The organism is Moheibacter stercoris (assembly GCF_040545805.1).
In the GTDB taxonomy this organism is placed as follows: Bacteria; Bacteroidota; Bacteroidia; order Flavobacteriales; family Weeksellaceae; genus Moheibacter; species Moheibacter stercoris.
In genome coordinates this window covers 1-21826 of record NZ_JBEPMO010000025.1, presented here as the reverse complement: position 1 = coordinate 21826, position 21826 = coordinate 1, and the positions used below count along the sequence as shown (strand labels likewise).

19 protein-coding genes and 2 pseudogenes are annotated in these 21826 nt (G+C 35.9%); 9 read left to right on the top strand and 12 right to left on the bottom strand.

All coding sequences use genetic code 11. The features are described 5' to 3' along the window. Window positions 1–26 precede the first annotated feature (26 nt). From ABID46_RS12730 to ABID46_RS12715, 4 genes are all read right to left on the bottom strand, one after another. Entirely contained in the window at window positions 27–2663 is a 2637-nt protein-coding gene (locus ABID46_RS12730) for a S9 family peptidase (RefSeq protein ID WP_354510705.1), read from the bottom strand. A 27-nt stretch (window positions 2664–2690) separates the two neighbouring features. After that, window positions 2691–3830, bottom strand: coding sequence for an N-acetyl-alpha-D-glucosaminyl L-malate synthase BshA (bshA, locus tag ABID46_RS12725; protein WP_354510703.1), 1140 nt, complete (start codon window positions 3828–3830; stop codon window positions 2691–2693). A gap of 76 nt (window positions 3831–3906) precedes the next feature. Then, entirely contained in the window at window positions 3907–4488 is a 582-nt protein-coding gene (locus tag ABID46_RS12720; RefSeq protein ID WP_354510701.1) for an LOG family protein, read from the bottom strand. A 72-nt stretch (window positions 4489–4560) separates the two neighbouring features. Beyond that, window positions 4561–6627 (bottom strand): TonB-dependent receptor, encoded by a 2067-nt coding sequence (locus ABID46_RS12715; RefSeq protein WP_354510699.1) that lies wholly within the window; start codon window positions 6625–6627, stop codon window positions 4561–4563. Between the two features lie 38 nt (window positions 6628–6665). Between ABID46_RS12715 and ABID46_RS12710 the strand changes: the two genes are divergently transcribed. Further along, window positions 6666–7133, top strand: coding sequence for a hypothetical protein (locus ABID46_RS12710; protein WP_354510697.1), 468 nt, complete (start codon window positions 6666–6668; stop codon window positions 7131–7133). On the opposite strand, the gene ABID46_RS12705 is transcribed toward ABID46_RS12710, so the two are convergent. The 3 genes and pseudogenes from ABID46_RS12705 to ABID46_RS12695 all read right to left on the bottom strand — a co-directional run bounded on the left by ABID46_RS12705 (window position 7093) and on the right by ABID46_RS12695 (window position 10747). Next, complete coding sequence (locus tag ABID46_RS12705) at window positions 7093–7287, bottom strand: hypothetical protein (RefSeq protein ID WP_354510695.1); 195 nt, start codon at window positions 7285–7287, stop codon at window positions 7093–7095. The genes ABID46_RS12710 and ABID46_RS12705 overlap by 41 nt on opposite strands. 16 nt (window positions 7288–7303) lie before the next feature. Continuing rightward, a pseudogene (locus ABID46_RS12700) lies at window positions 7304–7855 on the bottom strand (ATPase). 9 nt (window positions 7856–7864) lie between these two features. After that, window positions 7865–10747, bottom strand: a complete 2883-nt coding sequence (locus tag ABID46_RS12695; protein WP_354510693.1) for a serine hydrolase domain-containing protein — start codon at window positions 10745–10747, stop codon at window positions 7865–7867. Between the two features lie 198 nt (window positions 10748–10945). Between ABID46_RS12695 and ABID46_RS12690 the strand changes: the two are divergent. Continuing rightward, window positions 10946–11903, top strand: a pseudogene (locus tag ABID46_RS12690) (IS982 family transposase). 103 nt (window positions 11904–12006) lie between these two features. Here ABID46_RS12690 and ABID46_RS12685 read toward each other — a convergent pair. Next, complete coding sequence (locus tag ABID46_RS12685) at window positions 12007–12330, bottom strand: hypothetical protein (protein ID WP_354510691.1); 324 nt, start codon at window positions 12328–12330, stop codon at window positions 12007–12009. Between the two features lie 302 nt (window positions 12331–12632). Then, window positions 12633–13319 (bottom strand): SIR2 family NAD-dependent protein deacylase, encoded by a 687-nt coding sequence (locus ABID46_RS12680; protein ID WP_354510689.1) that lies wholly within the window; start codon window positions 13317–13319, stop codon window positions 12633–12635. 70 nt (window positions 13320–13389) lie between these two features. On the opposite strand from ABID46_RS12680, the gene ABID46_RS12675 reads away from it, so the two are divergent. The 6 genes from ABID46_RS12675 to hemL all read left to right on the top strand — a co-directional run bounded on the left by ABID46_RS12675 (window position 13390) and on the right by hemL (window position 18266). Next, window positions 13390–14133: a class I SAM-dependent methyltransferase gene (locus ABID46_RS12675; RefSeq protein WP_354510687.1), complete on the top strand. Its 744-nt coding sequence runs from the start codon at window positions 13390–13392 to the stop codon at window positions 14131–14133. Between the two features lie 61 nt (window positions 14134–14194). After that, on the top strand, window positions 14195–14671 hold the full coding sequence (locus ABID46_RS12670; protein WP_354510685.1) for an LIC11966 family surface protein: 477 nt from the start codon (window positions 14195–14197) through the stop codon (window positions 14669–14671). A gap of 74 nt (window positions 14672–14745) precedes the next feature. Beyond that, window positions 14746–15027 (top strand): hypothetical protein, encoded by a 282-nt coding sequence (locus ABID46_RS12665; protein ID WP_435529330.1) that lies wholly within the window; start codon window positions 14746–14748, stop codon window positions 15025–15027. Beyond that, window positions 15024–15941 carry a 1-aminocyclopropane-1-carboxylate deaminase/D-cysteine desulfhydrase gene (locus ABID46_RS12660; protein ID WP_354510681.1) on the top strand — a complete coding sequence of 306 codons (918 nt, stop codon included), beginning with the start codon at window positions 15024–15026 and terminating at the stop codon, window positions 15939–15941. The genes ABID46_RS12665 and ABID46_RS12660 overlap by 4 nt, the downstream gene beginning before the upstream one ends. Continuing rightward, window positions 15938–16984 (top strand): glucosaminidase domain-containing protein, encoded by a 1047-nt coding sequence (locus ABID46_RS12655; protein ID WP_354510679.1) that lies wholly within the window; start codon window positions 15938–15940, stop codon window positions 16982–16984. Before ABID46_RS12660 ends, ABID46_RS12655 begins: the two co-directional genes overlap by 4 nt. A 1-nt stretch (window position 16985) precedes the next feature. Beyond that, entirely contained in the window at window positions 16986–18266 is a 1281-nt protein-coding gene (hemL, locus tag ABID46_RS12650; protein WP_354510677.1) for a glutamate-1-semialdehyde 2,1-aminomutase, read from the top strand. Between the two features lie 57 nt (window positions 18267–18323). Here hemL and ABID46_RS12645 read toward each other — a convergent pair whose 3' ends face one another. Continuing rightward, complete coding sequence (locus ABID46_RS12645; protein ID WP_354510675.1) at window positions 18324–18758, bottom strand: FKBP-type peptidyl-prolyl cis-trans isomerase; 435 nt, start codon at window positions 18756–18758, stop codon at window positions 18324–18326. 25 nt (window positions 18759–18783) lie between these two features. Continuing rightward, on the bottom strand, window positions 18784–19899 hold the full coding sequence (locus tag ABID46_RS12640) for an NAD(P)/FAD-dependent oxidoreductase (RefSeq protein ID WP_354510673.1): 1116 nt from the start codon (window positions 19897–19899) through the stop codon (window positions 18784–18786). Window positions 19900–19946: 47 nt separating this feature from the next. On the opposite strand from ABID46_RS12640, the gene ABID46_RS12635 reads away from it, so the two are divergent. Continuing rightward, window positions 19947–20276: a translation initiation factor gene (locus tag ABID46_RS12635; protein ID WP_354510671.1), complete on the top strand. Its 330-nt coding sequence runs from the start codon at window positions 19947–19949 to the stop codon at window positions 20274–20276. A gap of 191 nt (window positions 20277–20467) precedes the next feature. On the opposite strand, the gene ABID46_RS12630 is transcribed toward ABID46_RS12635, so the two are convergent. Further along, window positions 20468–21517, bottom strand: coding sequence for an AI-2E family transporter (locus tag ABID46_RS12630; protein WP_354510669.1), 1050 nt, complete (start codon window positions 21515–21517; stop codon window positions 20468–20470). Window positions 21518–21826: the final 309 nt, after the last annotated feature.

Here is a 21826-nt window from a genome sequence, read left to right as displayed (position 1 = left end):
GAGTTAATTTCATTATTCTTCTAAAATTATTTCTTTACCATCGTCATCACAGCATTTCCCATTTGAGCAAGAATTTGTTCTGATTTTACTAATTCTTGGGATTTCGCATCGATCCACAAAGTTGTCTTATCAGACGAATTTTCAACATTGACAATCCCTACCTTCCATGCTTCTTTCTCTCCAATTCTTTCTTTCCCTTCTACTTTAAGGTTCATTTGCTTGTTCTTACCTGAAATCATATCTGGCAAATAATACGAATGGGTATAATCCTTTGCCAACGGAAGACCTGCGATAATTTGGTCATAGCCTACTCCATCCGATATATAGGCGCCATCCATTACAAATTCAATATGGTTTCCCATCATGGTCATTTTGACTAATTTATCCGTAAAAACCATCGGAACCTCCATTCCTGCTTGTTGGAATTTTCTTTTCAAGGGTTTGAATTCGGAAGTGTATTCCATTTCATCCACAGAATTTCCCATTGCACTTGCTGCCTCATCTTTCACCAACCAGTTTTCACCCGATTTTGAAACCGTACGCGTTACATTTACTGGAATTGTCTGACCTTGAACGTCAATAATTACTTCAAATTTCTGAACTCCCTCTTGAAATTTATTTTGAATTTTTGGCAATGAAGAAGCGACTGTTGATTTCTGAACAGGTTCATAAACCACTTTGGAAACATCAACTCGAATTTCCTTTAGTCTTTTTTCCACATCTGCTGGCATGTCTTTCTGATAATCCGTTCCAACCACTTCATTCAAAAATCGTTCAATTTCTGCATACATAGCCATGTTGTTTACAGGTTTACGGAAACCATGCCCTTCATCGTCAGCCAATAAATAATCGACCTTTTTGCCTTTATCGCGTAGTGCAACGACAATTTGATCAGATTCAGCTTGCTTCACACGTGGATCATTAGCACCTTGGATAATCAACAAGGGTTTATTGATGTTGTCTACACTAAAAAGTGGACTCGCATCACGAATCAATTTCTGTCCCTCTGGCGTATTGGGATCTCCAACCATTCCATATAGGAAAGCTCTACCCGCTTCCCAATAAGCAGGAACAGAATCCAATAAAGTAAAAATATTGGATGGACCTACGATGTCGACTCCAGCAGCATACAAATTAGGCGTAAACGTCAATCCTGCTAAGGTTGCATATCCACCATAACTACCACCCATGATCACCACTTTTTTAGGATCTGCAATTCCTTGTTCCACTAAATAGCTCACTCCCCAAGTGATATCATCTTGCATCAATTTCCCCCATTGCAAATCTCCCGCATTTTGGAAATTCTTTCCATACCCTCCACTTGCTCTAAAGTTGGGTTGCAAAACTGCAAATCCACGGTTCGCTAAAAATTGCACTTCTGAATTATATCCCCAATAATCACGAGGACCTTTAGGACCACCATGAACCAAAATGATCGTTGGTAAGTTCTTGTCAGAAGAACCCTTTGGCAAAGTCAAATAGGCTGGAATACGCAATCCATCACTACTTTTATAAGATACTGGAATCATTTCTGCCAAATGCTTTTCAACCTCTTTTAGTTTTGGTCTTGGCGTATATTGAAGAATTAACTCTTTTGTTTTGGTGTCATAAAAATAAGCTTCAGTCGCATATTTATCTCCCCAAACCGCGATCAAAGATTTGGAATAATCTTTTGTGAAACTTTGGAAATCTACTTCTCTTCCCGGGAATTTCGATTTTAAATAATTGTAATTCGCTTCCCAAGTTTTGTCTTTCCAATAGACGTCTGTTTTGTCTGATGTATATTGTGTCGAAATGATTTTACGGGTATTTCGATCGATAAACAATCCACCAAAATCAACTTTTCCTTTTGGATCAGATTCAATTTTGGTTAATTTTTTAGTAGATGGATTCATCAAAAACAAAGCACTTAAGTCAAGATCGCCTTTGTTGGTCACCAAATAAAATTCAGAATTGTTTTCATTCCAATTGGAAATATAGGCTGTTTCCGTTACCAAAGTTTCGTAAATCGGCGTCAATTTCTCTCCTTCTTTGTACAAAAACTGCGTAGTACCTTTTTCATCAGTTCGGTATAGAACGCGAAGGTTTTCAACCCAATCGAAATCATATCCTGTAATTCGGTCTTTGTTTTCGTGAATCATTTTCAATTCTCCTGTTGAAATTTTCAAAGAATACAAATCATGCCAAGCCTTGTCACGATCATTGATTCCGACCATTAACAAATCTGGATCTTTTTTGCTTACCATGTAAATTTGAGCCGTCACTTCATTCAAAGGAGTCAAATTTCGAGAATTAGGAACTTCTCCTTTCTCGGCCTTGTCCGTAGGTTTCACGGCAAAAACATTGATGTTTTCGTCGCCATCTTTGTCTTTCACATACAAAATATACTGACCATCTTCTGACCAAAAATATCCATACAAAGGTCTTGTACTATCGGTTAATGGTCTCGCCTTATCAAAAGGTTCATCTAAGGATTTCACCCAAATGTTCATGATCCCATTGTATTCTTTCATAAAAGAAATCCATTTCCCATCTGGACTTAATTGACCTCCCGAAATTTCTGGGTTACCAAAAAATATTTCTCGATCGATCAAAGGGGCTTTCTGTGCTTGCATCATATTTATTCCAATCAATAGAACTAAAAGTATAAAGACTTTTTTCATGTGTTCCTAAATTAAGCGGTTAATGTTTTATAGATAGTTCGATTTTTCTAAAATCGATAAGTAAAGTTCTTCGTACATAGGAATGATGTTTTTTTCGTCGAATTTCATTGCCTGCATTTTCGCATTCTTTTTAAATTCATACAACATCTTCGGATTGGATAATAACTGAATTGCCTTTTCAGCCATTCCATCTACATCACCAATTGGCAAAACAAATCCTGTTTGACCGTCAACATTTACTTCTGGAATTCCACCTGCATTGGATGATATTACCGGAACGCTCGCTGCCATTGCTTCCAATGCAGCCAATCCAAAACTTTCCTTTTCAGATGGCAATAAAAACAAATCAGACGAACATAAAACATTTTGAAATTCTGTTATTTTTCCCAAATTTTTCACTTTGTTTTCAATTCCTAATTCATGAATCAGATTGTTGGCTTTTTCCCATTCTGGTCCTTCTCCTACAATGATTAGTTTCGAAGGAATTTCTTTCTGAATTCGATAAAAAACCTGAATTACGTCTTGTACACGTTTCACTTTTCGAAGATTGGAAACGTGAATGATAATTTTCTCTGCATCGGGCGCCATTTGAGTTCGGCAACCACAATTTTCATCGGGAATAAATTGTTGGTTATCGATGAAGTTAGGAATCACTTCTATGTCTTTGTGGATACTGAACAATTCCAAAGTTTCCTCTTTTAAACTTTCTGAAACAGCCGTTACTTTATCGGAATGATTGATGGAAAATTCCACCGCTGGTTTGTACACGGGATGGTTACCTACCAAGGTAATATCGGTTCCGTGGAGCGTTGTAACAATCGGCAAATCGATTCCTTTTTCACGTAACATTTGTTTCGCAAAATAAGCCGCATAGGCATGTGGAATCGCATAATGAACATGTAACAGATCCAATCCATACGATTGGGCAATGTTCACAATGGTTGTACTTAATGCAAGCGAATACGGTTGGTACTGATCAAAAAGTGGATAGGTTTCTACATTGACTTTATGAAAAAAGATATTGGATTTTGTGATGTTTAATCGAGCAGGTAAACTCGTGGCAATAAAATGAACTTGATGACCTCTTTCGGCCAAATCCATTCCCAATTCTGTTGCGACAATCCCACTACCTCCGAATGTCGGATAACATACAATCCCAATTTTCATTTGTGCTTTATTTGGGCACTAATTTAGTCTAATTGTCCGATTTTTTTCGTGTGAATTTAGTTAAAGGATTGATAAATTACATGATTTTACTACCATCCCATTTGGTTGTAAATGGAACTTCGTATAAATTCATTTGGCTTAATAAATCGTCTATGGAGTCACTTACCAACACCATATTTTTGTATTCCTCTTTTAACAATCCGGATTGAATCATCGTGTCAATTAATTGAATCAAGGAATCGTAATATCCGCCAACATTTAAAATTCCAATCGGTTTTTTATGCAAACTCAATTGACCCCAAGTGAGGATTTCAAATAATTCTTCCATTGTTCCAAATCCGCCTGGTAAAGCAATAAATCCGTCTGATTTTTCTTGCATCAAAGCCTTACGTTCGTGCATGGTTTCAACTACGATTAATTCTTGGAGTTGATCATGTTTGATTTCTTTGGCTGCCAAAAATTCAGGAATGATTCCAACAACATTCCCACCATTTGTCAAAGATCCGTCAGCAACTATCCCCATCAGTCCGACTTTTGCACCACCATAAACCAGCGTAATACCGTGCTCTGATAAGGTTTTTCCTAGTTCATAAGCTTGTTCAGCAAAAATTGGATTATTTCCTAAACTGGAAGCGCAATACACACAGATACTTTTCATTTTGAATTGAATTAAAATTTGAGAATTTTTATTTCTGAATTATGATGTGCGAAAATACAAATTAGTCAATGACTAAAGGCTAAATTTCAATCGGATTTGCCCATAAAAATTTCGCGGATTTCCAGGATAATAATACCTCGGCAAAGCATTTCCAAAGGCAGTAGCATTGACCAAAACCATTGAAGCATATTTCGTATTGGTCAAATTATTGACGCCAAAGGATAGTCCAACGAAAATTTTGTCCAAAAATTCATTTTCCCAATTCAATTTCGAATGAACCAATTGAAAGGATTCATTGAAAACCGTATTCGCATCGTTGATCGGGAATTGATCGACGAATTGATAATCGCCCGTCCAAGAAAATCCGAAAGGCATTTCCAAACGAAATCCTGACGAAACCAAATTTGCCGGAACTCCTGTTAATTGATTGCCCGAAAAATTCTCATCGTTGTGTAGGAATTCTTTGAATTCATATCGTCCAATAGAAGCTGCAAATCTTGGAATGAATGTCCAATTCTGTCCCAATCGAAATCTATAATTTCCTGCAATTTCAATTCCCTGATGCAAAGTTTCACCTGCATTGACACCTACATATTGATCTTCTGCCACCCGATCCGAAACCAATAAATTTTTCACGTTCATTTGGTATATCGCCAATTCCAATTGCCATTTCGGACGAGCAATTTTATAACCCAACTCGAAATTATCGCCAATTTCTGGTCGAATTTCAGGATTTAATCTTCCCGTTTCATCCAAAATTTCTTCAATTGATGGAAAGGAATAACCTCGACTATACGAGAAGTAAGCCGATTGAAAACGATTGGGATGATATAACAACGACAATTGCGGAGAAAATATGGGATCATACTTCTTCTTGGAGTTTTCCCTGATTTCTGAACTTGGACCTGATTGAAATTCCAATTGGGTTTGGTTGTAATTCAATCCTGCCTGAACGAACCATTTCTCGAAAATCGGAATTTTAAAATGCGCAAAAAATTGAATGAAAGATCGATCTTGATTGGTTTTCACCAAAGGATTTCCTTGCAAACTCCCTTCTCCATTGTTGGAAGTATATAAATTCTCAAAAGTCTCACCTTCGTATTGATCGTAAAAATATTCCGCACCGATGTTCAGTTGAATCGGTAATTTCAAAAACTGATTTCCTTGCAAAGAAAAACGACCGCCTAAACTTTGGGTTGACTGATCGAGAATGTCAAATGGTCTTGGTTCATAGGCATCTTTGGTCGCTCCAAAAATTGCGGAATTCAATGTAAAATTGGAATTTAATTTCCATGAATGATCCAATCCCAACATCCAATTATGGTATTGTTCAAAACCTTTTGCTTCTCGCCAATTGGCCGCCGCTAAATGTGGATTTTCCTCAAAATCGGTTTGATTGATGGAACTTGGAATATAGGATTTCAAATAGGTTTGATTGAACAAATACCGAAGTTGATGTTTTTCATTTTGAAACAAATTACCCGACAACGTATGGCCTTCTCTGAAATAATTGGAATTCTCCCGAAATCCATCCAATTGAATCCGTGAATACGCATATTGAATCGAAGATTTCTCGCCCACCCAAGCGAAATGCGCGTTGTTTTTCAAAAGTTCAAATGAACCGACCGTAGTACCAAATTGCCAACTAATTCCATTTTTTTTGGTTGAAATCGGTTGTAAAATAATGGCTCCACCCAAACCTGCACCATAAATACTTGACATCGGCCCTTTGATGATTTCGATTTGGGAAATTTGCTCCAAATCCAAATCTTCAATCGTCGTTTCGCTATCAACTGAAGTTAAGGGAATATTCCCATAAAATCCCCGAATTTTATTGGTTCCATAAGGTGTTCGTGCGCCCATTCCTCTAATGGAAATTCGGTTGGTATTGATACTCCCCGATTGCATAAAAACGCCTGATGATTGATTGACAATCAAAGAAACATCGCTTGCATTGTTCGATAATAACGTATGTTCATCCAAAACGGAAATCGACATTGGTGCTTGCAAAATTTCTTCCTCCACCAGAAATTTCGTCAAGGTTAATTGCGGCAAATCGATGCTTAGAGAATCATTCTCTTGGGAGAAAACAAGAATGGGAATAACAGTAAAAAGCAGAATCAGTCGCCAATTTTTCATTGATTAAAAATTAGAATTAATCTTTTAAAATTCTTAATTTGGATGGAAGAATTACCTCTATGAACAAAGATAAATTATTTCAAATGCCCATTATGGTGAAGGCGATGGAAATTCAAGAATTGGTTTCCGCACTTAGAGTATTTTATGAAGAAGCAGAAGTTGATGAAAATTCTCCTTTGGAAATGCAATTGGATATGATTCATGAAAATTCTTTAATCATTCCCGCCAAAATCGCTGGCGCTGAAGGTGGCGACATTTACGACATCCGAATGGAAAACGCAGCCATCATTCGTAAAGCTGCAAGAGAAATTTCGGTAACCCTTGGGTATTTGGATTTGGGAAGATTGGAAGAAAATGAATACACAGATTTGATCCGTTTAGAAATCGAGAATTTCAAAGTTCTATTTCGGGAATGGTTAAAAACTTTTGATCCCTGGAATTATGTTTTGGATGATTGGGGATTGTTTAATCCGCCTGGGATTGACTATGAGGATGAGGATGAATAAAATTATCAGGATGAATTTTTTCAACTTTATCACCTTTTTGAATAACCAGTACGCTATTGTTTTTCTTTTTGAACAAAAGTAAATTTTCAAATGCTTTTTCTAAGCCCTTAAGAATTTTTGATTTCTGCTCTAATTGTTTTTCAATTGTTGTCATAATAGGATTTCAACTTTTAAAATTTAGCACTATTTAGTATATCTATATCTTTCTCAAGCAATTTTTGTGCAATCAATTCGTGTTTTCCTTCTGAGTTATCAAAAATCAATCCCATATCAACAATTGGTAAGTAAATCGAAAACAAATTAAATATTCCTTTTATATATCTCCTTTTGATTACTTCATCTTCGATATTATGTCCTCCTTCTTGAACTCTTATCCTTACCCTTTCTTTGGCCAATTCAATGTTTTGAAGCCAAAAAAATAAAAGAACAACCTTGTATCCACTAGATTTCGCTTTCAATACAGTGTTTTTATAACTTCTAGTCGCCAAAGTTGTTTCAAATGAAAAGTTGTTATTGTCTAAAATCAACTCATTTATTCGACTCAACATAATTCTCCCCGCTTCAAAAGATACTTTTTAAGGTCTGAATGGGGAAATTCCTTTTGCTATTTCGTCTGCATTTACAAATTCTTTACAATCTAAAATTTCAGGCAAAATAGTAAATGAAGCCGTTGTTTTTCCAGCTCCATTACATCCTCCAATTATATAAAGAATCTTTTCCATCCAATTAATTTACTTCACAATCGCATCATACAAAACCTGACGGATGTTTTCGCGGTATTTTCCATTAGCCAAAGCATTATTGTTCACCGATGGATTAATTCGATTGGACAAAAACACATAGACAATTTCCTCTTTTGGGTCTGCCCAAACCATCGTTCCAGTAAATCCATAATGGCCATAACTTTGTTCTGACGGACATTTGCAATTGGTGTTTCCGCCCATTTTGTCAAATCCGGCACCGCGTTTATTTCCTGAAAATTGGGTATTGATGAATTCTTGAATGACTTCGGGTTTTATGTATTGAACGCCACCGTAAGTTCCGCCGTTAAGATACATTTGCATCAGTTTCGACATATCGCGAGCGGTAGAAAACAAGCCTGCGTGCCCCGCTACTCCACCCATCATTGCGGCACCTTGGTCGTGAACGTATCCGTGAATCAATTGATTTCGATAGATTTTATCGTTTTCGGTTGGAATGATTTGTTCTCTTGTAAAACGATCCAAAGGATTATAAGTCGTAAATCTCATTCCCATTGGTTTGTACAGCTTTTCATTGACCAAAGAATCCAACGGTTTTTTGTATTTGGTTTCCAAATAATCTTGGTACAAATAATAGCCCAAATCACTGTATTCCATCTTTTTCGACGCAAGCGGTGCATACAAAATATCGGTCATAATGGTATCGCGAATCGAACCGATGATGTAAATATTGTCGGTGACTTTGATCGGATGTTCCTCATCTTGTTTTCGCGAATAATAATCCAAATACAAACGAGCATTTTGCACATTGACCGATTCTTTGTAGAAACCAATCCAAGGCGGCAAACCTGCTTGGTGCGCCAAAAGTTCTTTGAGTGTGATATTCGCTTTGTTTGTTCCGTTTGCTTTCGGAATAATTGTTCCAAGTGTTTGATTGAGACTCAATTTCCCATCGCTCACTTCTTGCATCAATAAAGGAAGCGTTGCGGTAACTTTTGTAACCGAGGCTACGTCATACAAATCTGTGGGTTCAACTTTTTTTTTTCGTTGGATGCTCTCGTATCCAAATGTTTTATCGTAAATCACTTTCCCTTTTCGCGTGGCGACAATTTGCATTCCAGGCGTTGCCCCTTTATCGATTGCTTCTTGCGCCAAAACATCCATTTTCTTTAGAATTTCGGAACTCAATCCTACTGATTCAGGGTCGGCGAAGCCCAATCGGTTCAAACTGGGAATCGAAATTCCGTTTCCAAATCTCCATTGGTCATTAACATCAACGGGTAATTTCCCTTTGATAGCAGCTGCGCCAAAAATTAATCCAGCCGCAATATCTTGGGTTGTTTTCAAATTTTGGTACATCACCAAAACCGCTTTGGTTTGATTTAGATCTAAATCCATCAAGGCATAAGGACTACCAAAAACAACTAAGGTTGTAGAATTTTGAGCCGAAACAGCTTTTAAAATGGCTTTTGAATTTTCCGAAATCTTATAGCTTTTGTAAGCCGTTTCGTTCGATTTATGGAATCCAATGATAACTTGGTCATAGTTTTTCAATTTCGAAATTTCGGCTGCGGATTTGATTTTGACTAAATCAACTGGAACGTGAAAATCCAAACTTTTGTCGAAATCATTGTATTCGGCTTCTTCCAAAGAAACATAGGCAATTTTGATATCGTTCAAATTTTTGATTGGTAAAACATCTCCTTCATTTTTCACCAAAGTTGCTGCAGATTCATACAATTGGTAAGTCGTTTCTGAAAAGGAAACTTTGTTCAAATCTGCCAAAAGATTTTTGGTATCAATTGGTTTGGAATTGTTCAATCCGACGAAATATTTCGCTTCCAAAATCTTCTTGACACTTTCGGCTAATCTTGCTTCAGAAATTTCACCTGAATTGATTTTGTCTATAATTTTTTGTTTCGCTGTTTTCACATCTTGCGAAAACAATAAAATATCATTTCCTGCCTCAAACGCCATCAAATCGACTGTTCCTGGCGAATATTGTTTGGCAACTCCGTCCATATTTAAAGCATCTGTAATCACCAAGCCTTTGAAATTCATTTCGTTTTTCAATAAATCGGTAATGATTTTTTTGGATAAAGTAGCTGGTAAACCTGAGTTGTCCAAAGCGGGAACATTTAGGTGAGAAACCATTATAGAAGCGACTCCTGCGTCGATTAATTTTTGAAAAGGTGCTAATTCCACTGATTTTAAACGCTGCAAATCGTGTGCGATCATTGGCAAAACCTTGTGGGAATCTTGACTAGTATCGCCGTGTCCAGGGAAATGTTTCGCAGAAGCCAAAACACCTCTTTCCTTCATTCCCAACATATAACTGATTCCTTTTTGGGCAACATTTCCCACATCGGAACCAAAAGAACGGTTTCCAATAATCGGATTTTTCGGATTGGTATTGACATCAACCGTTGGGGCAAAATTAAAATGAACACCCATTCGCGCCGATTGTTCGCCAATGTTATTTCCCATTTGTTGAACCAAAGAATTGTCCTGAACCGCACCCACGGTCATCGCCCAAGGAAAACGGTTGACTTCTTTAAGGCGCATTGCCAATCCCCATTCAGCATCCATCCCAATGAACAAAGGAATTTTTGCCACTTTGTTGTAGCGATTGGTTAATTCGGCTTGTTTGACAGCGATATCTTGCATAAAAATCAATCCGCCAATGGCTTCATTTTTCACCAAATTTTCGATTTGGGTTTCGTGGGCTGCATCACGATTGGAATAAGCCGCAACTATAAATAATTGCCCAACTTTTTCTTCCAATGTCATTGCATTGTATTTGTCTTCTACCCATTTTTTTTGTTGGAGAGAATCAATAAAAAACGGGGAATTTTGTGCGTATAGGTAAATTGACTGAACTGCTAAAATGGCAGCAAACCAAATCTTCTTCATTCGTTCTTGTTTTTCGGTTGAATTAAAAATCAAAAAACGGAAAATTATTTAAGATTAGGAAACGAAATTAATTGGAGAATGTATATTTAGGATTCTTTTATGATTTAATTTTAACCCGTTGTGCATTATGAATTAGGATAAAAAAGTTGTTCATCTGATTGAAAATCAGTAAATTGTTTTAGCCATAAAACATTTACAATGAACAACTTAATTGCAAATTACGAAAGAAACCTAACGGAGTGGTTCGACGTAGTCAATTTTGGAAGTATTGAGAAAAATATCATCTGATACACTTTTGAGTTACCAAAGGAGATCTCCTCAAATGAAAGATTTAGAATTGATAAGTTTAGCTCTGACAGCAGAATTTATGGGTATTGACAGTGAAAATCATTTGTTTAGAAATCTCCCTACTTCACTCAAAACTAAAATAGAACGCAGTGTTTACAACCGTAGAAAAAGGAAATTGGCTTTTGAAATCAATGAAATTCGTCTGAAATTAGCACAACAATTTAATGAGTTTGAAGATTGTTTTATTGTGGACAGTATGCCGCTGGAAATATGTAAGATAGCAATAAGTTCACGTTCTAAGATATGCAAAGAGCAAGATTATTGTTTTCCAAACAGAGGTTTCTGTGCCTCGCAGCAAATGTCTTTTTATGGATACAAACTTCACGCAGTATGTTCTGTAAGTGGAGTTTTTCAAAGCGTGGATGTAAGTCCTGCATCGGTTCACGATATCCACTTTCTAAAGGACATAAGAAATCAACTATCAGATTGTTTGCTACTTGGCGACAAAGGATATCTTTCATCAGAAATACAGATTGATTTGTTTGAATCAGTCAATATTGAATTAGAAACGCCTAAAAGAATCAATCAAAAAGAATACAAACCTCAATATTATCTTTTCAAAAAATACAGAAAACGCATTGAATTGCGAAGCATATCATGAATTCCAAAATATAAAATAACAACAAATGAATAAACGCTATTCTCTCAGCTTTGCGACCAGTTTATGATCAGACGAAATTATGCGAAAACTTTTGACGGTTTTAAAACTCGTATTTTGGCTAAAATTACCGCACTGACAATTGTTCAATTCATTAATAAGGAATACGTTGGTCGAAATATCAACAGTTTAAAAACTCAAATTATTTAAAATGCACAAGGGGTTATTAAAATAAATTTCAAAAGAATTGCACAGTGTCGCTAGTAAGTCTATGTGCCTATTGTGTAAGTTTCTTATCTATTCTTAAATTCAATTAAAGAACAATCGGATTTAAAATATCCACCATAATTCTTCCATCACCATAAAAATGAATATCCTGAAAAACACGTATGTTTTTATCCTTCAAATTGGGCAAGTTTTTCAATGATTCTTCTGCTTTTTTCAAAGCATCTGCATTGTTTAAAATACTTCCAACTACTTCTACTTTTTCGGTTTCCGAACTTGTTTGAGTCAGTATATTGGCAATAGTTTCAGTTTGGTTTGCTTCAGTTGAAGAAGTTGTATGCTTTTTCTCACCACCACCAGAAACTATTGTGATGGAACAAATAAATAAAACGTTTTGTGTAAGATTATTCAATTGTAGTTAGATTTTATCAAAACTACCATATCAAAACGCTTAAAAAAATAGCTGAATACAGTTATTTATAATCAATAGGAAGGGTTTATTTTTGCTTTAACTAAACCCTAGAGAATTTTTATCGCAATGGTATTCCCCCTAACGGCAACTATAATAAAAGCGAAAAACTCAAATCACTAAATTCTCAAGCAATTATAAAGCCTCTTCTTATGTGAGTCCCTAATCCTTAGGAAGAGGCAGTATTTGAATAAGCTTCTAATCTCACAGAACATTAAAAAAGCTTTAAGCTTTAACTTTTCCGATTAAAATTTGTCAAAATCAATATCCAAAACACCTTCTGTGGCAGTTTTACGTATAATCTGAATCATTGGATTTTTCTGGAACTCAATGGTGTTGGGGTCGATTACATAGATAGGTTTTCCTTTGGGCAAAAAATCCAATAAGGATGCTGCCGGATATACTTGTAATGAAGTTCCAATAACAATCATTCCGTCTGCATTTTCTACTTCTTGAATCGCAGTTTCCATCATAGGAACCATTTCGCCAAACCAAACGATATGAGGTCGCAACTGCGCACCATCTTCGGCTAAATCACCCAAATGAACATCATCTTCCCAATTGTAAACCAACTCTTCATTAGCTTCACTTCGAACTTTTCGCAGCTCGCCATGAAGATGAAGAACTTTTGAAGAACCCGCGCGTTCATGTAAATCATCCACATTTTGGGTTATAATCACCATATCAAATCGTTCTTCCATATTTTTTAAAAATAGATGTGCCGAATTGGACTCTACTTCCTTTAGTTGCCTTCTACGCTGGTTATAAAATTCCAAAACCAAAGAAGGATTCTTTTGCCAACCTTGAGGCGAAGCTACCTCCATAATATCATGATTTTCCCATAATCCGTTGGCGTCCCGAAAAGTAGAAATTCCACTTTCTGCACTAATTCCTGCTCCCGTCAATACGACTATTTTTTTCTTTTGACTCATCTTTCAATTGAATTCTAAGGTTAACTGATTGAAAAAATATCCGTAATTTACAGGAAAATATTCAGATGAAATGAAAGATAATTTTTCAAGTCAATCCAATTTATATGCGAAATACAAACCTTCTTTGCCCATCGAATTATTTGATTATATCCTCGAATTAGTTCCAAATCGTGAAAAAGCATGGGATTGTGGTACAGGAAATGGGCAGTCAGCTTATATCATGTCAAAATTTTTCAAAGAGGTTCAAGCAACAGATATCAGCGCACAGCAATTGGAAAACGCCGCAAAAGAATCCAACATTTTCTATAGCCAACAACCCGCAGAAAAAACGGACTTTCCCGATCATGAATTTGATTTGATTCTAATTTCCCAAGCCTTACATTGGTTTGATTTGGATGAATTCTTTCCAGAAGCAAAAAGAGTTTTAAAACCCAATGGAATTATTGCAGCAATTGGATATGATTTACCAAGATTGACTCCCGAAATCAATTCTCTGATTGATTATTTGTATTCGGAAATCATTGGAGATCATTGGGACATTGAACGAAAAATTGTCGAATCGCAGTATCAAACCATTTCTTTCCCATTCGAAGAAATTAGCGTTCCCAATTTTCACATTCAGAATGAATGGACTTTTGATGATTTGATTGGATATCTCAACACTTGGTCGGGTCTTAAACATTATATTCAGGCAGTTGGCAAAAATCCATTGGAAGAATTGACAGATAAATTTTCAGTGGCTTGGGAAAATCAAACCTATCAAAAAGTACGATTTCCAGTCTTTCATAGAATTGGAAGACTTCCTACAATTTAATCAACTGAATTTCAGCCTATATTTTCCTTTTTAATTGTTTAAATTTGCCAAAATTGCTTGTATGAAAAAATGCATTGTTTTTTTAGTCATCTTAGTTCTTCTTATTTCTTGTTCGGGGAAAACCGCGATTGGATACAACGATACCATCATTCAACCTCAATTGGAAATAGTTGACAAATTGGATTCTCTTTTTTCGCCTCAAGTTAGTTTACAGGACATTGAGCGCCATCGTAGCGAATTAATTGACATTTCGGACAATGCGTTGACAAAAATCAAAAAATTAGAGGATTACAACGGGAATTCCTCATTCAAAATGGCGGCGATTAAGTATTTTACGTTTGTTTCAAATTATTATTTGACCACTCCCAATATCGATAGTCTTATTTATAATTTTAATTCTCCTGAACGATTGGAAAATTTAACAGATGAACAATTGAATAAAACCAAATCCGATTTTGAACACTTTCTAAATTTGGAAAACGAATTATTGGATGAACAGAAAAAATTCGCAGAAGATACGGGTATGAAATTGAATTAAACATCCATTCTTTATAGATTTGTGCAATGTTTATAGTGATAACTTCATGGCTTTTTGCAAAAGACTTTCGCGGTTTGGCAATATATCCATTTATATTTTTGAGAGACAAATCTTTGCGAGATAATCCAAAAATCATTCATCACGAAAAAATCCATTTACGTCAACAAATTGAAATGCTATGGATTTTCTTTTTCCTTTGGTATGGAATTGAATTTTTAATTCGTTGGATTCAATTCAAGAATCCAACAGTTGCCTATTTTAACATCAGTTTTGAGAAAGAAGCTTATGCCAACGAAATAGATTTTGACTATTTAAAAAACAGGAAATTCTGGTCCTTTACGAAGTATTTATCATGAACGAATTTTCTCAATTCAATGAACAAAGTGAAATTCAGTTTATCACCAAACTCAATGAGGTCGAAATTTATCTTTTAAGAGAAGATCAAATTCATCCAAACATTTCTGGCAATAAATTCAGGAAACTCAAATACAATTTAGAAGCGTTTAAAAACGGCAATTATTCTGCCATGCTAACTTTTGGAGGTGCTTATTCCAATCATATTGCTGCTGTTGCTGCAGCTGGAAAGGAGTTTTCCATTCCAACGATTGGCATTATCCGTGGAGAAGAATTAGAATCAAAATATCAAGAAAATCCTACGCTCCAATTGGCTTCTCAAAATGGGATGAAATTGGAATTCATTTCAAGATCGGAATACCGTAACAAAAGCAATCCAGAATTTTTGGAAATACTAAAAGAAAAATTCGGAAATGTTTACATCCTTCCAGAAGGCGGAACCAACGAGTTCGCAGTAAAAGGTTGCGAAGAAATTTTAGGCCAACATACCAAAGAATATAATTTCATTGCTTGTCCCATGGGTACCGCTGGAACCATTTCTGGGATTATCAGATCATGTAATGACAAACAAACAATTTTAGGATTCCCTGCCTTAAAAAACGCGGATTTTTTGCGAGAAGAAATTCAACAATGGACTTCCAAATCCAATTTTGACCTTATATTGGACTATCATTTTGGTGGATATGCTAAGATTACTCCTCAATTTATAGATTTCCTTAACGAATTCACCCAAAAATATAATGTAAATTTGGATCCGATTTATTCGGGTAAAATGATGTTTGGCTTACTAAATCTCGTTAAACAGAATTTCTTCCCAGCTAAATCAAAAGTTTTGGCCATTCACACGGGTGGTTTACAAGGAATAAAAGGCATTAATCAACAATTAATTCAAGAAAACAAAGCAATTATTAGATGAAAAAAAAGGGTTTATTGATCAGTCTCATTTTGATTTGTTTCAACCTATACGCACAAGATTCACGTGATATAGACTACATCAGAACACATGCTCGATTGGCAGTGGAAGAAATGCATCTATACAAAATTCCGGCAAGTATTACCCTTTCACAAGGGATTTTGGAAACTGGCGGAGGACAAAGTCGTTTAGCCGAAAAAGCTAATAATCATTTTGGAATCAAATGCAAAAGCCCAAAAGAATGGAGCGGTCCAACCATCAGTCATACCGATGATGCGCCCAACGAATGTTTCCGTGTGTACGGATCGGTTCAAGAAAGTTACCGCGATCATTCCAAATTTTTAGCCGAGCGTCCCTATTACAAAGATTTGTTCAAATTGGATATGTTGGACTACATAGCTTGGGCTCATGGATTAAAAAAAGCAGGTTATGCAACCAATCCGAAATACGCAGGAATTTTAATCTCTCGAATTGAAAAATACAACCTAGATAAATTTGATCGAATTCATCCAGAGGAAGTGGACAAAGTATTGGAAAATTTATACGGTAAATCCAATATCATTGCGCTTTCAGGAATGACTGAAACAACAAAAGAAGTTATAAAAGCAACCATTCCTGAACCTTTGGCGACTGTCGCTACCGTGACAATCGAACAACCTATCAAGAAAATAGAAATTGAAAAACGCGCCAAAAATCCGATGATGCGAATCAAACGGCATTCAGTAGGTGTAGATTATGTGATTGCATACGAGGGCGAAACTTTGGCGAGTCTTTCCAAACTGTATGATTTCTCCATCAAAGATTTAGCGAAATACAATGAATTACCAACATCTGGGAAATTAACACCAGGACAATTGGTATTTTTTGGCAAAAAGAAAAACAAAGGTTCTGACGAAAAATATACCGTTCAACAAGGCGATACCATGTATTTAATCGCTCAAAAAATGGGTATGAAAGTCGACAAATTATATAGTTTAAATAAATTAAAAGCAGGCGACCAACCCAAAGTTGGAACTGTTTTACACCTAAGATCTAGAAAAAGATAAGATGTTATACAAAAGAAGCAGTGCCTTATTTCATGAGGCACAAAATTATATTCCAGGTGGTGTAAATTCACCCGTTCGTGCATTTAAATCAGTTGGCGGAACTCCCGTATTTATGAAAAAAGCTCTTGGAGCTTATTTATATGATGAAGATGGAAGGTCCTATGTAGATTATATCAATTCTTGGGGCCCCATGATTTTGGGTCATACTCATCCTGTTGTTTTGGAAGCCGTTTCTCAACAACTTGAAAAAGGATTTTCCTTTGGAACACCAACAGAATTGGAAACCGAAATCGCGAAATTCATCATTGAAAGAGTTCCCAATGTAGATAAAATCAGAATGGTGAATTCAGGAACTGAAGCCTGTATGAGCGCCATTCGTTTGGCAAGAGGATATACGAACCGAGATAAAATCATCAAATTTGAAGGATGTTACCATGGTCATTCCGATTCATTCTTGATCAAAGCAGGAAGTGGAGCAGCGACCTTTGGAAATCCCAATAGTCCAGGTGTAACCCAAGGAACTGCAAAAGATACTTTATTGGCTAGATTCAACGATTTAGCATCCATTCAAGAACTTTTCCATGCCAATCAAGGGGAAATTGCGGCGGTTATTTTGGAACCAATTCCAGGAAATATGGGTTGTATTTTACCCGATGAAGGATTCATGCAGGAATTGCGAAAAATCTGTACCGAAAATGAAACTTTGTTAATTTTTGATGAAGTGATGACGGGATTCCGATTGGATTTTGGGGGTGCACAAAAAGCTTTGAATATCGATGCGGATTTGGTTACCTATGGAAAAATCATCGGTGGAGGATTTCCAGTGGGTGCATTTGGTGGACGAAAAGAGATTATGGATTATTTAGCACCAATGGGACCTGTTTATCAGGCTGGGACTTTATCTGGTAACCCAATTGCCATGCGAGCTGGATTGACCACTTTGACTATTTTGGATCAAGATAGAGATTTGTACAATCGTATCAATACGACCACAAAAATTTTGCACGAAGAAATTTCGACTATTTTGTCCAACAAAGGGATAGCGCATAGCATCAACCGATTTGGTTCAATGGTTTCCGTTTTTTTTGGTGATAAAACAATCCGAAATTTTGATGATGCGCAACAAGCAGATCATGCGACATTCAATCAATTTTTCCATCATATGTTGACCGAAGGAATTTATTTGGCTCCTTCAGGATACGAAACATGGTTTATTTCGGATTCCATTCAAAACATTGAAATAGAAAAAACGCTCGAAGCAGTTGAAAAATTCAAAAAATAAATCCACAAAAAAAGCAATCAGTACTGATTGCTTTTTTTATTTCTATTTCGTTGTAAATTATTGAATTCCCAATAATTCAACTTCAAAAATTAAGGTTGAATTGGGACCAATTTCTTTTGAGATTTGTTCTTCTCCATACGCCAACCAAGCAGGAATGGTAAAACGATATTTGCTCCCCACAGACATCAGTTGTACCCCTACGGTCCATCCCGCAATCACACGATTCAAAGGAAAACTAGCAGGTGTACCACGTTTCACTGAGCTGTCAAATACTTCCCCATGAATCGTTGTTCCATGGTAATGGCATTTAACCGTACTTGTGATGCTTGGTTTGGGTCCATCACCTTCGGTTAAAACTTCATATTGCAATCCATTTTCCAAGGTAATAACCCCTTCTTTCTTGCCATTTTCTTCCATATAGGCTTGACCTTCTTTTAAATTTTTCTCAGCCAATTCCTTTTTTCTTTTGAATAAAATATCTGCTACACCCATTGTCTATAATTTTTGTAAAAGTACATCAATCCAATAAATTGGCCAATTCCTCTCCAACCAAAGAACCTATAGCAACACCTGTTCCGGTAAGTCTTACACCACAATATAAGTGATCAGAAATTTGTTTGATAATCGGATTTCGCTGTGAACCCATTCCCATGATTCCACTCCATCGATGCTCAATTTCAATTGTTTGATTAGGACATATGATTTCATTTAATTGCTTCTCTAAATCTTTCTGAATTCGGTCACTCGTTGCAAATTCAGTGGTAGTTTCGCCTTCAAAATCCAAATTTCTAGCACCACCCAATAAAATTCGATCCTGAATATTTCGGAAATAATAAAATCCTTGGTCCATATGAAAACAACCTTTCAAAGAAAGATTGGCAATAGGTTTTGTAATCAAAACCTGAGCACGCGCTGGAACCACATCCAAATCCACTAAATTTTTGGTAAAAGCATTGGTGCAAAGAAAAGCTTTGTGAGTTTTGAAGGTTAAACCCGAAGTAATAGAAATTTCAATACCTGAATTCATTTCATTTAATTCTTTCACTTCCGTTCTATTTACAATCGGAATCCCAACAGAAGTAACCAATTCCACCCATTTTCGCATCATCTTCCCTGTATGAATTTGTCCTTCAAAAGGGGTTTCGATAGCTCCAATAATTCCCTTAAAACCAAAATCTTTGGACGAAACTTGAAAAGGTTTCGCACCAAAAATGGGTTCCAAAAATTCATTGATTTCATCCAATTGTTCAAAAGATTGAGTCATCAACTTTTCATCTTGCTGACGAAAAAGTTCATATCCGCCATTTTGCTGATAATTCATGGCTTGATCAGAAATTAGGGATCGTAATTTTTTCAATCCCAAATAACGTCTTTCAATCAATTGATAGATATCGTTTTGAGGATGAAATTTCAAATAATCAATAATTTCAGAAACAGACCCAAAACACGCAAAACCAGCATTTTTAGTACTTGCTCCTTCTGGTAAAGTTCCTTTTTCCAACACAATAATTTTGGCATTCGGATGCTTCAAATGCAAATGATACGCCGTACTCAATCCCACAATTCCACTACCAATAATTGTATAATCAACATTGGTAAAATAAGAATCCAATTCCCAATAACTTAAATTCATACTACTAAATCTTATCAAATCTAAGCTGAAATCTTTAATTTTGACAAATGGATTTACAAGATCAATTAAAAAAATTATTTCCCGATCACGTTTCGGAACCAGAACCAGAAAAAGAAGAAAGTTCGCATGAATTATTTGTGCAGAAAGAAGCTTTGATTTGCAAATTTGAAAAGCGAAATGGCAAAGTCAATACGATTATTGATGGTTATGAGGGAGAAACAGAAGATTTTAAATTACTGGCAAAAGAAATCAAACAATTCTTGAGTGTTGGCGGTAGTTTCAAAGACAATCAAATTATTATTCAAGGAGATTACCGCGATAAAATCATGAAATTCTTGGTGGAAAAAGGATTTAAAGTAAAACGTGTTGGCGGATAAAAAAAGGGGGCTAATTAAAGACAAAAATGCACTTCAAATAAATTCAAATTGCAAATGCTAATTAGAATTCGGTGGCAGAAAAGCATATGACTAAAATGACCCCCATAAAGACTGACTCATAATATAAATAGTATCAGAATATTTTAGATTCTCAAATTTACAAATTAATCTTAATAGATTGAACCTAAATCTTATAATTGTTCCTTTGCCAATTCATCTTTTTGCGTATTGCCCGAAAACTCCAATTTGTAAATTCTAAACGACCATATAACCAAGGATAAGACGATCGGACCAAAAATAATTCCGATAAATCCAAAAATATTCACCCCAACGATAACCCCGAAAATTGTGATCAACGGATGAACATCTGCCATGACTTTTTGCGTCCAAAAACGGAAAATATTATCAGAAGCACCTACTACAATCAACGAATAAGCCAACAACAAATAGGCATTGGTCGTTTCGCCACTTGCCAGTAAATAAATCACAGCTGGAATGTAAATAATCGCTGCCCCTACAACTGGAACCATTGCTCCAAAAATGGTTACAATAAACCAACTAAACGCTTGATCTAATCCAAATATCAAATACCCAATATAGGCTACAACCGCTTGTAAAACTGCTACCACAGGAACACCAACCGCATTGGAAATAACCAAATCACGTAAATCCTTATTCAGAATCACTAAATTTTCCGTTTTCAATGGAATATTATCGTAAAACCAATTCTCCATTTTACGATAATTCATCAACATAAAATAAACAATCAAATAAGCTACACCAAGCTGTAACAAACCATTGATAGAAGTATTTAATATCTCCTGTACCACTTTCACAATAACAGCCGAAACATCTCCAAGATTGATTTCTTTCAATACATCCACGCCAAATTCTTCATGCACCTTCTGCAATCCCAATTCTATTTGCGCTTGAATTTTATCCTTATTTGCCAAAGCATCACTCACACGATTGGTCAACATATCAATCAAAAAATAAATCGGCGTCACAATGACCAAAATGCTTCCCAACATTAATAAAATAACCGACCAAATTCGCTTCATTTTCCATTTGTACATCATCCATCGCAATGGGTGAATTAATAAAACGTACAAACAAAAAGCGCCAAGAAATCCTGGTAAAAATGCTGATAAATGGTATAAAACTAAGAATAGCAACGCCAAAGATAGAAGTAAAAAAATCAATTGGCGTAAAATACTGTTAGGGATGTATTTTCTCATCATAGTAAAAGCAGATTTAGAATCTAAATTTAATAGAATTTTTTGAACTGAAAACTTATATTTTCAAATCGAATTGATTTGGGCGGCTCTTGTTGGGTAGAAAAGTAGAGATTTTAAAGACTTCAAAAGCCAACAAGACCGGGCTGTCTGTTGCAACTCCTCGCCTCCTTTGTCGTCTGCGGGGTTTTCACGCCCATCCCTGCCGCGAGCTTAAATGAATTTGTGATTTAAGATTTTAGATTTCTGATTAGAAAAACTTCCTACTTCATGTCATCCTGTCCCGATAGCTATCGGGAGTCGAAGGAATTACTT

What these genes read in the sequence shown, in the direction of transcription:
- ABID46_RS12645 (WP_354510675.1), bottom strand. Translation starts at nt 18,758, where the DNA reads ATGGGTGTAGCAGATATTTTATTCAAAAGAAAAAAGGAATTGGCTGAG.
- ABID46_RS12695 (WP_354510693.1), bottom strand. Translation starts at nt 10,747, where the DNA reads ATGAAGAAGATTTGGTTTGCTGCCATTTTAGCAGTTCAGTCAATTTAC.
- ABID46_RS12675 (WP_354510687.1), top strand. Translation starts at nt 13,390, where the DNA reads ATGAAAGATAATTTTTCAAGTCAATCCAATTTATATGCGAAATACAAA.
- ABID46_RS12630 (WP_354510669.1), bottom strand. Translation starts at nt 21,517, where the DNA reads ATGATGAGAAAATACATCCCTAACAGTATTTTACGCCAATTGATTTTT.
- ABID46_RS12670 (WP_354510685.1), top strand. Translation starts at nt 14,195, where the DNA reads ATGAAAAAATGCATTGTTTTTTTAGTCATCTTAGTTCTTCTTATTTCT.
- ABID46_RS12730 (WP_354510705.1), bottom strand. Translation starts at nt 2,663, where the DNA reads ATGAAAAAAGTCTTTATACTTTTAGTTCTATTGATTGGAATAAATATG.
- ABID46_RS12715 (WP_354510699.1), bottom strand. Translation starts at nt 6,627, where the DNA reads ATGAAAAATTGGCGACTGATTCTGCTTTTTACTGTTATTCCCATTCTT.
- ABID46_RS12655 (WP_354510679.1), top strand. Translation starts at nt 15,938, where the DNA reads ATGAAAAAAAAGGGTTTATTGATCAGTCTCATTTTGATTTGTTTCAAC.
- hemL (WP_354510677.1), top strand. Translation starts at nt 16,986, where the DNA reads ATGTTATACAAAAGAAGCAGTGCCTTATTTCATGAGGCACAAAATTAT.
- ABID46_RS12660 (WP_354510681.1), top strand. Translation starts at nt 15,024, where the DNA reads ATGAACGAATTTTCTCAATTCAATGAACAAAGTGAAATTCAGTTTATC.
- ABID46_RS12680 (WP_354510689.1), bottom strand. Translation starts at nt 13,319, where the DNA reads ATGAGTCAAAAGAAAAAAATAGTCGTATTGACGGGAGCAGGAATTAGT.
- ABID46_RS12635 (WP_354510671.1), top strand. Translation starts at nt 19,947, where the DNA reads ATGGATTTACAAGATCAATTAAAAAAATTATTTCCCGATCACGTTTCG.
- ABID46_RS12720 (WP_354510701.1), bottom strand. Translation starts at nt 4,488, where the DNA reads ATGAAAAGTATCTGTGTGTATTGCGCTTCCAGTTTAGGAAATAATCCA.
- bshA (WP_354510703.1), bottom strand. Translation starts at nt 3,830, where the DNA reads ATGAAAATTGGGATTGTATGTTATCCGACATTCGGAGGTAGTGGGATT.
- ABID46_RS12705 (WP_354510695.1), bottom strand. Translation starts at nt 7,287, where the DNA reads ATGACAACAATTGAAAAACAATTAGAGCAGAAATCAAAAATTCTTAAG.
- ABID46_RS12640 (WP_354510673.1), bottom strand. Translation starts at nt 19,899, where the DNA reads ATGAATTTAAGTTATTGGGAATTGGATTCTTATTTTACCAATGTTGAT.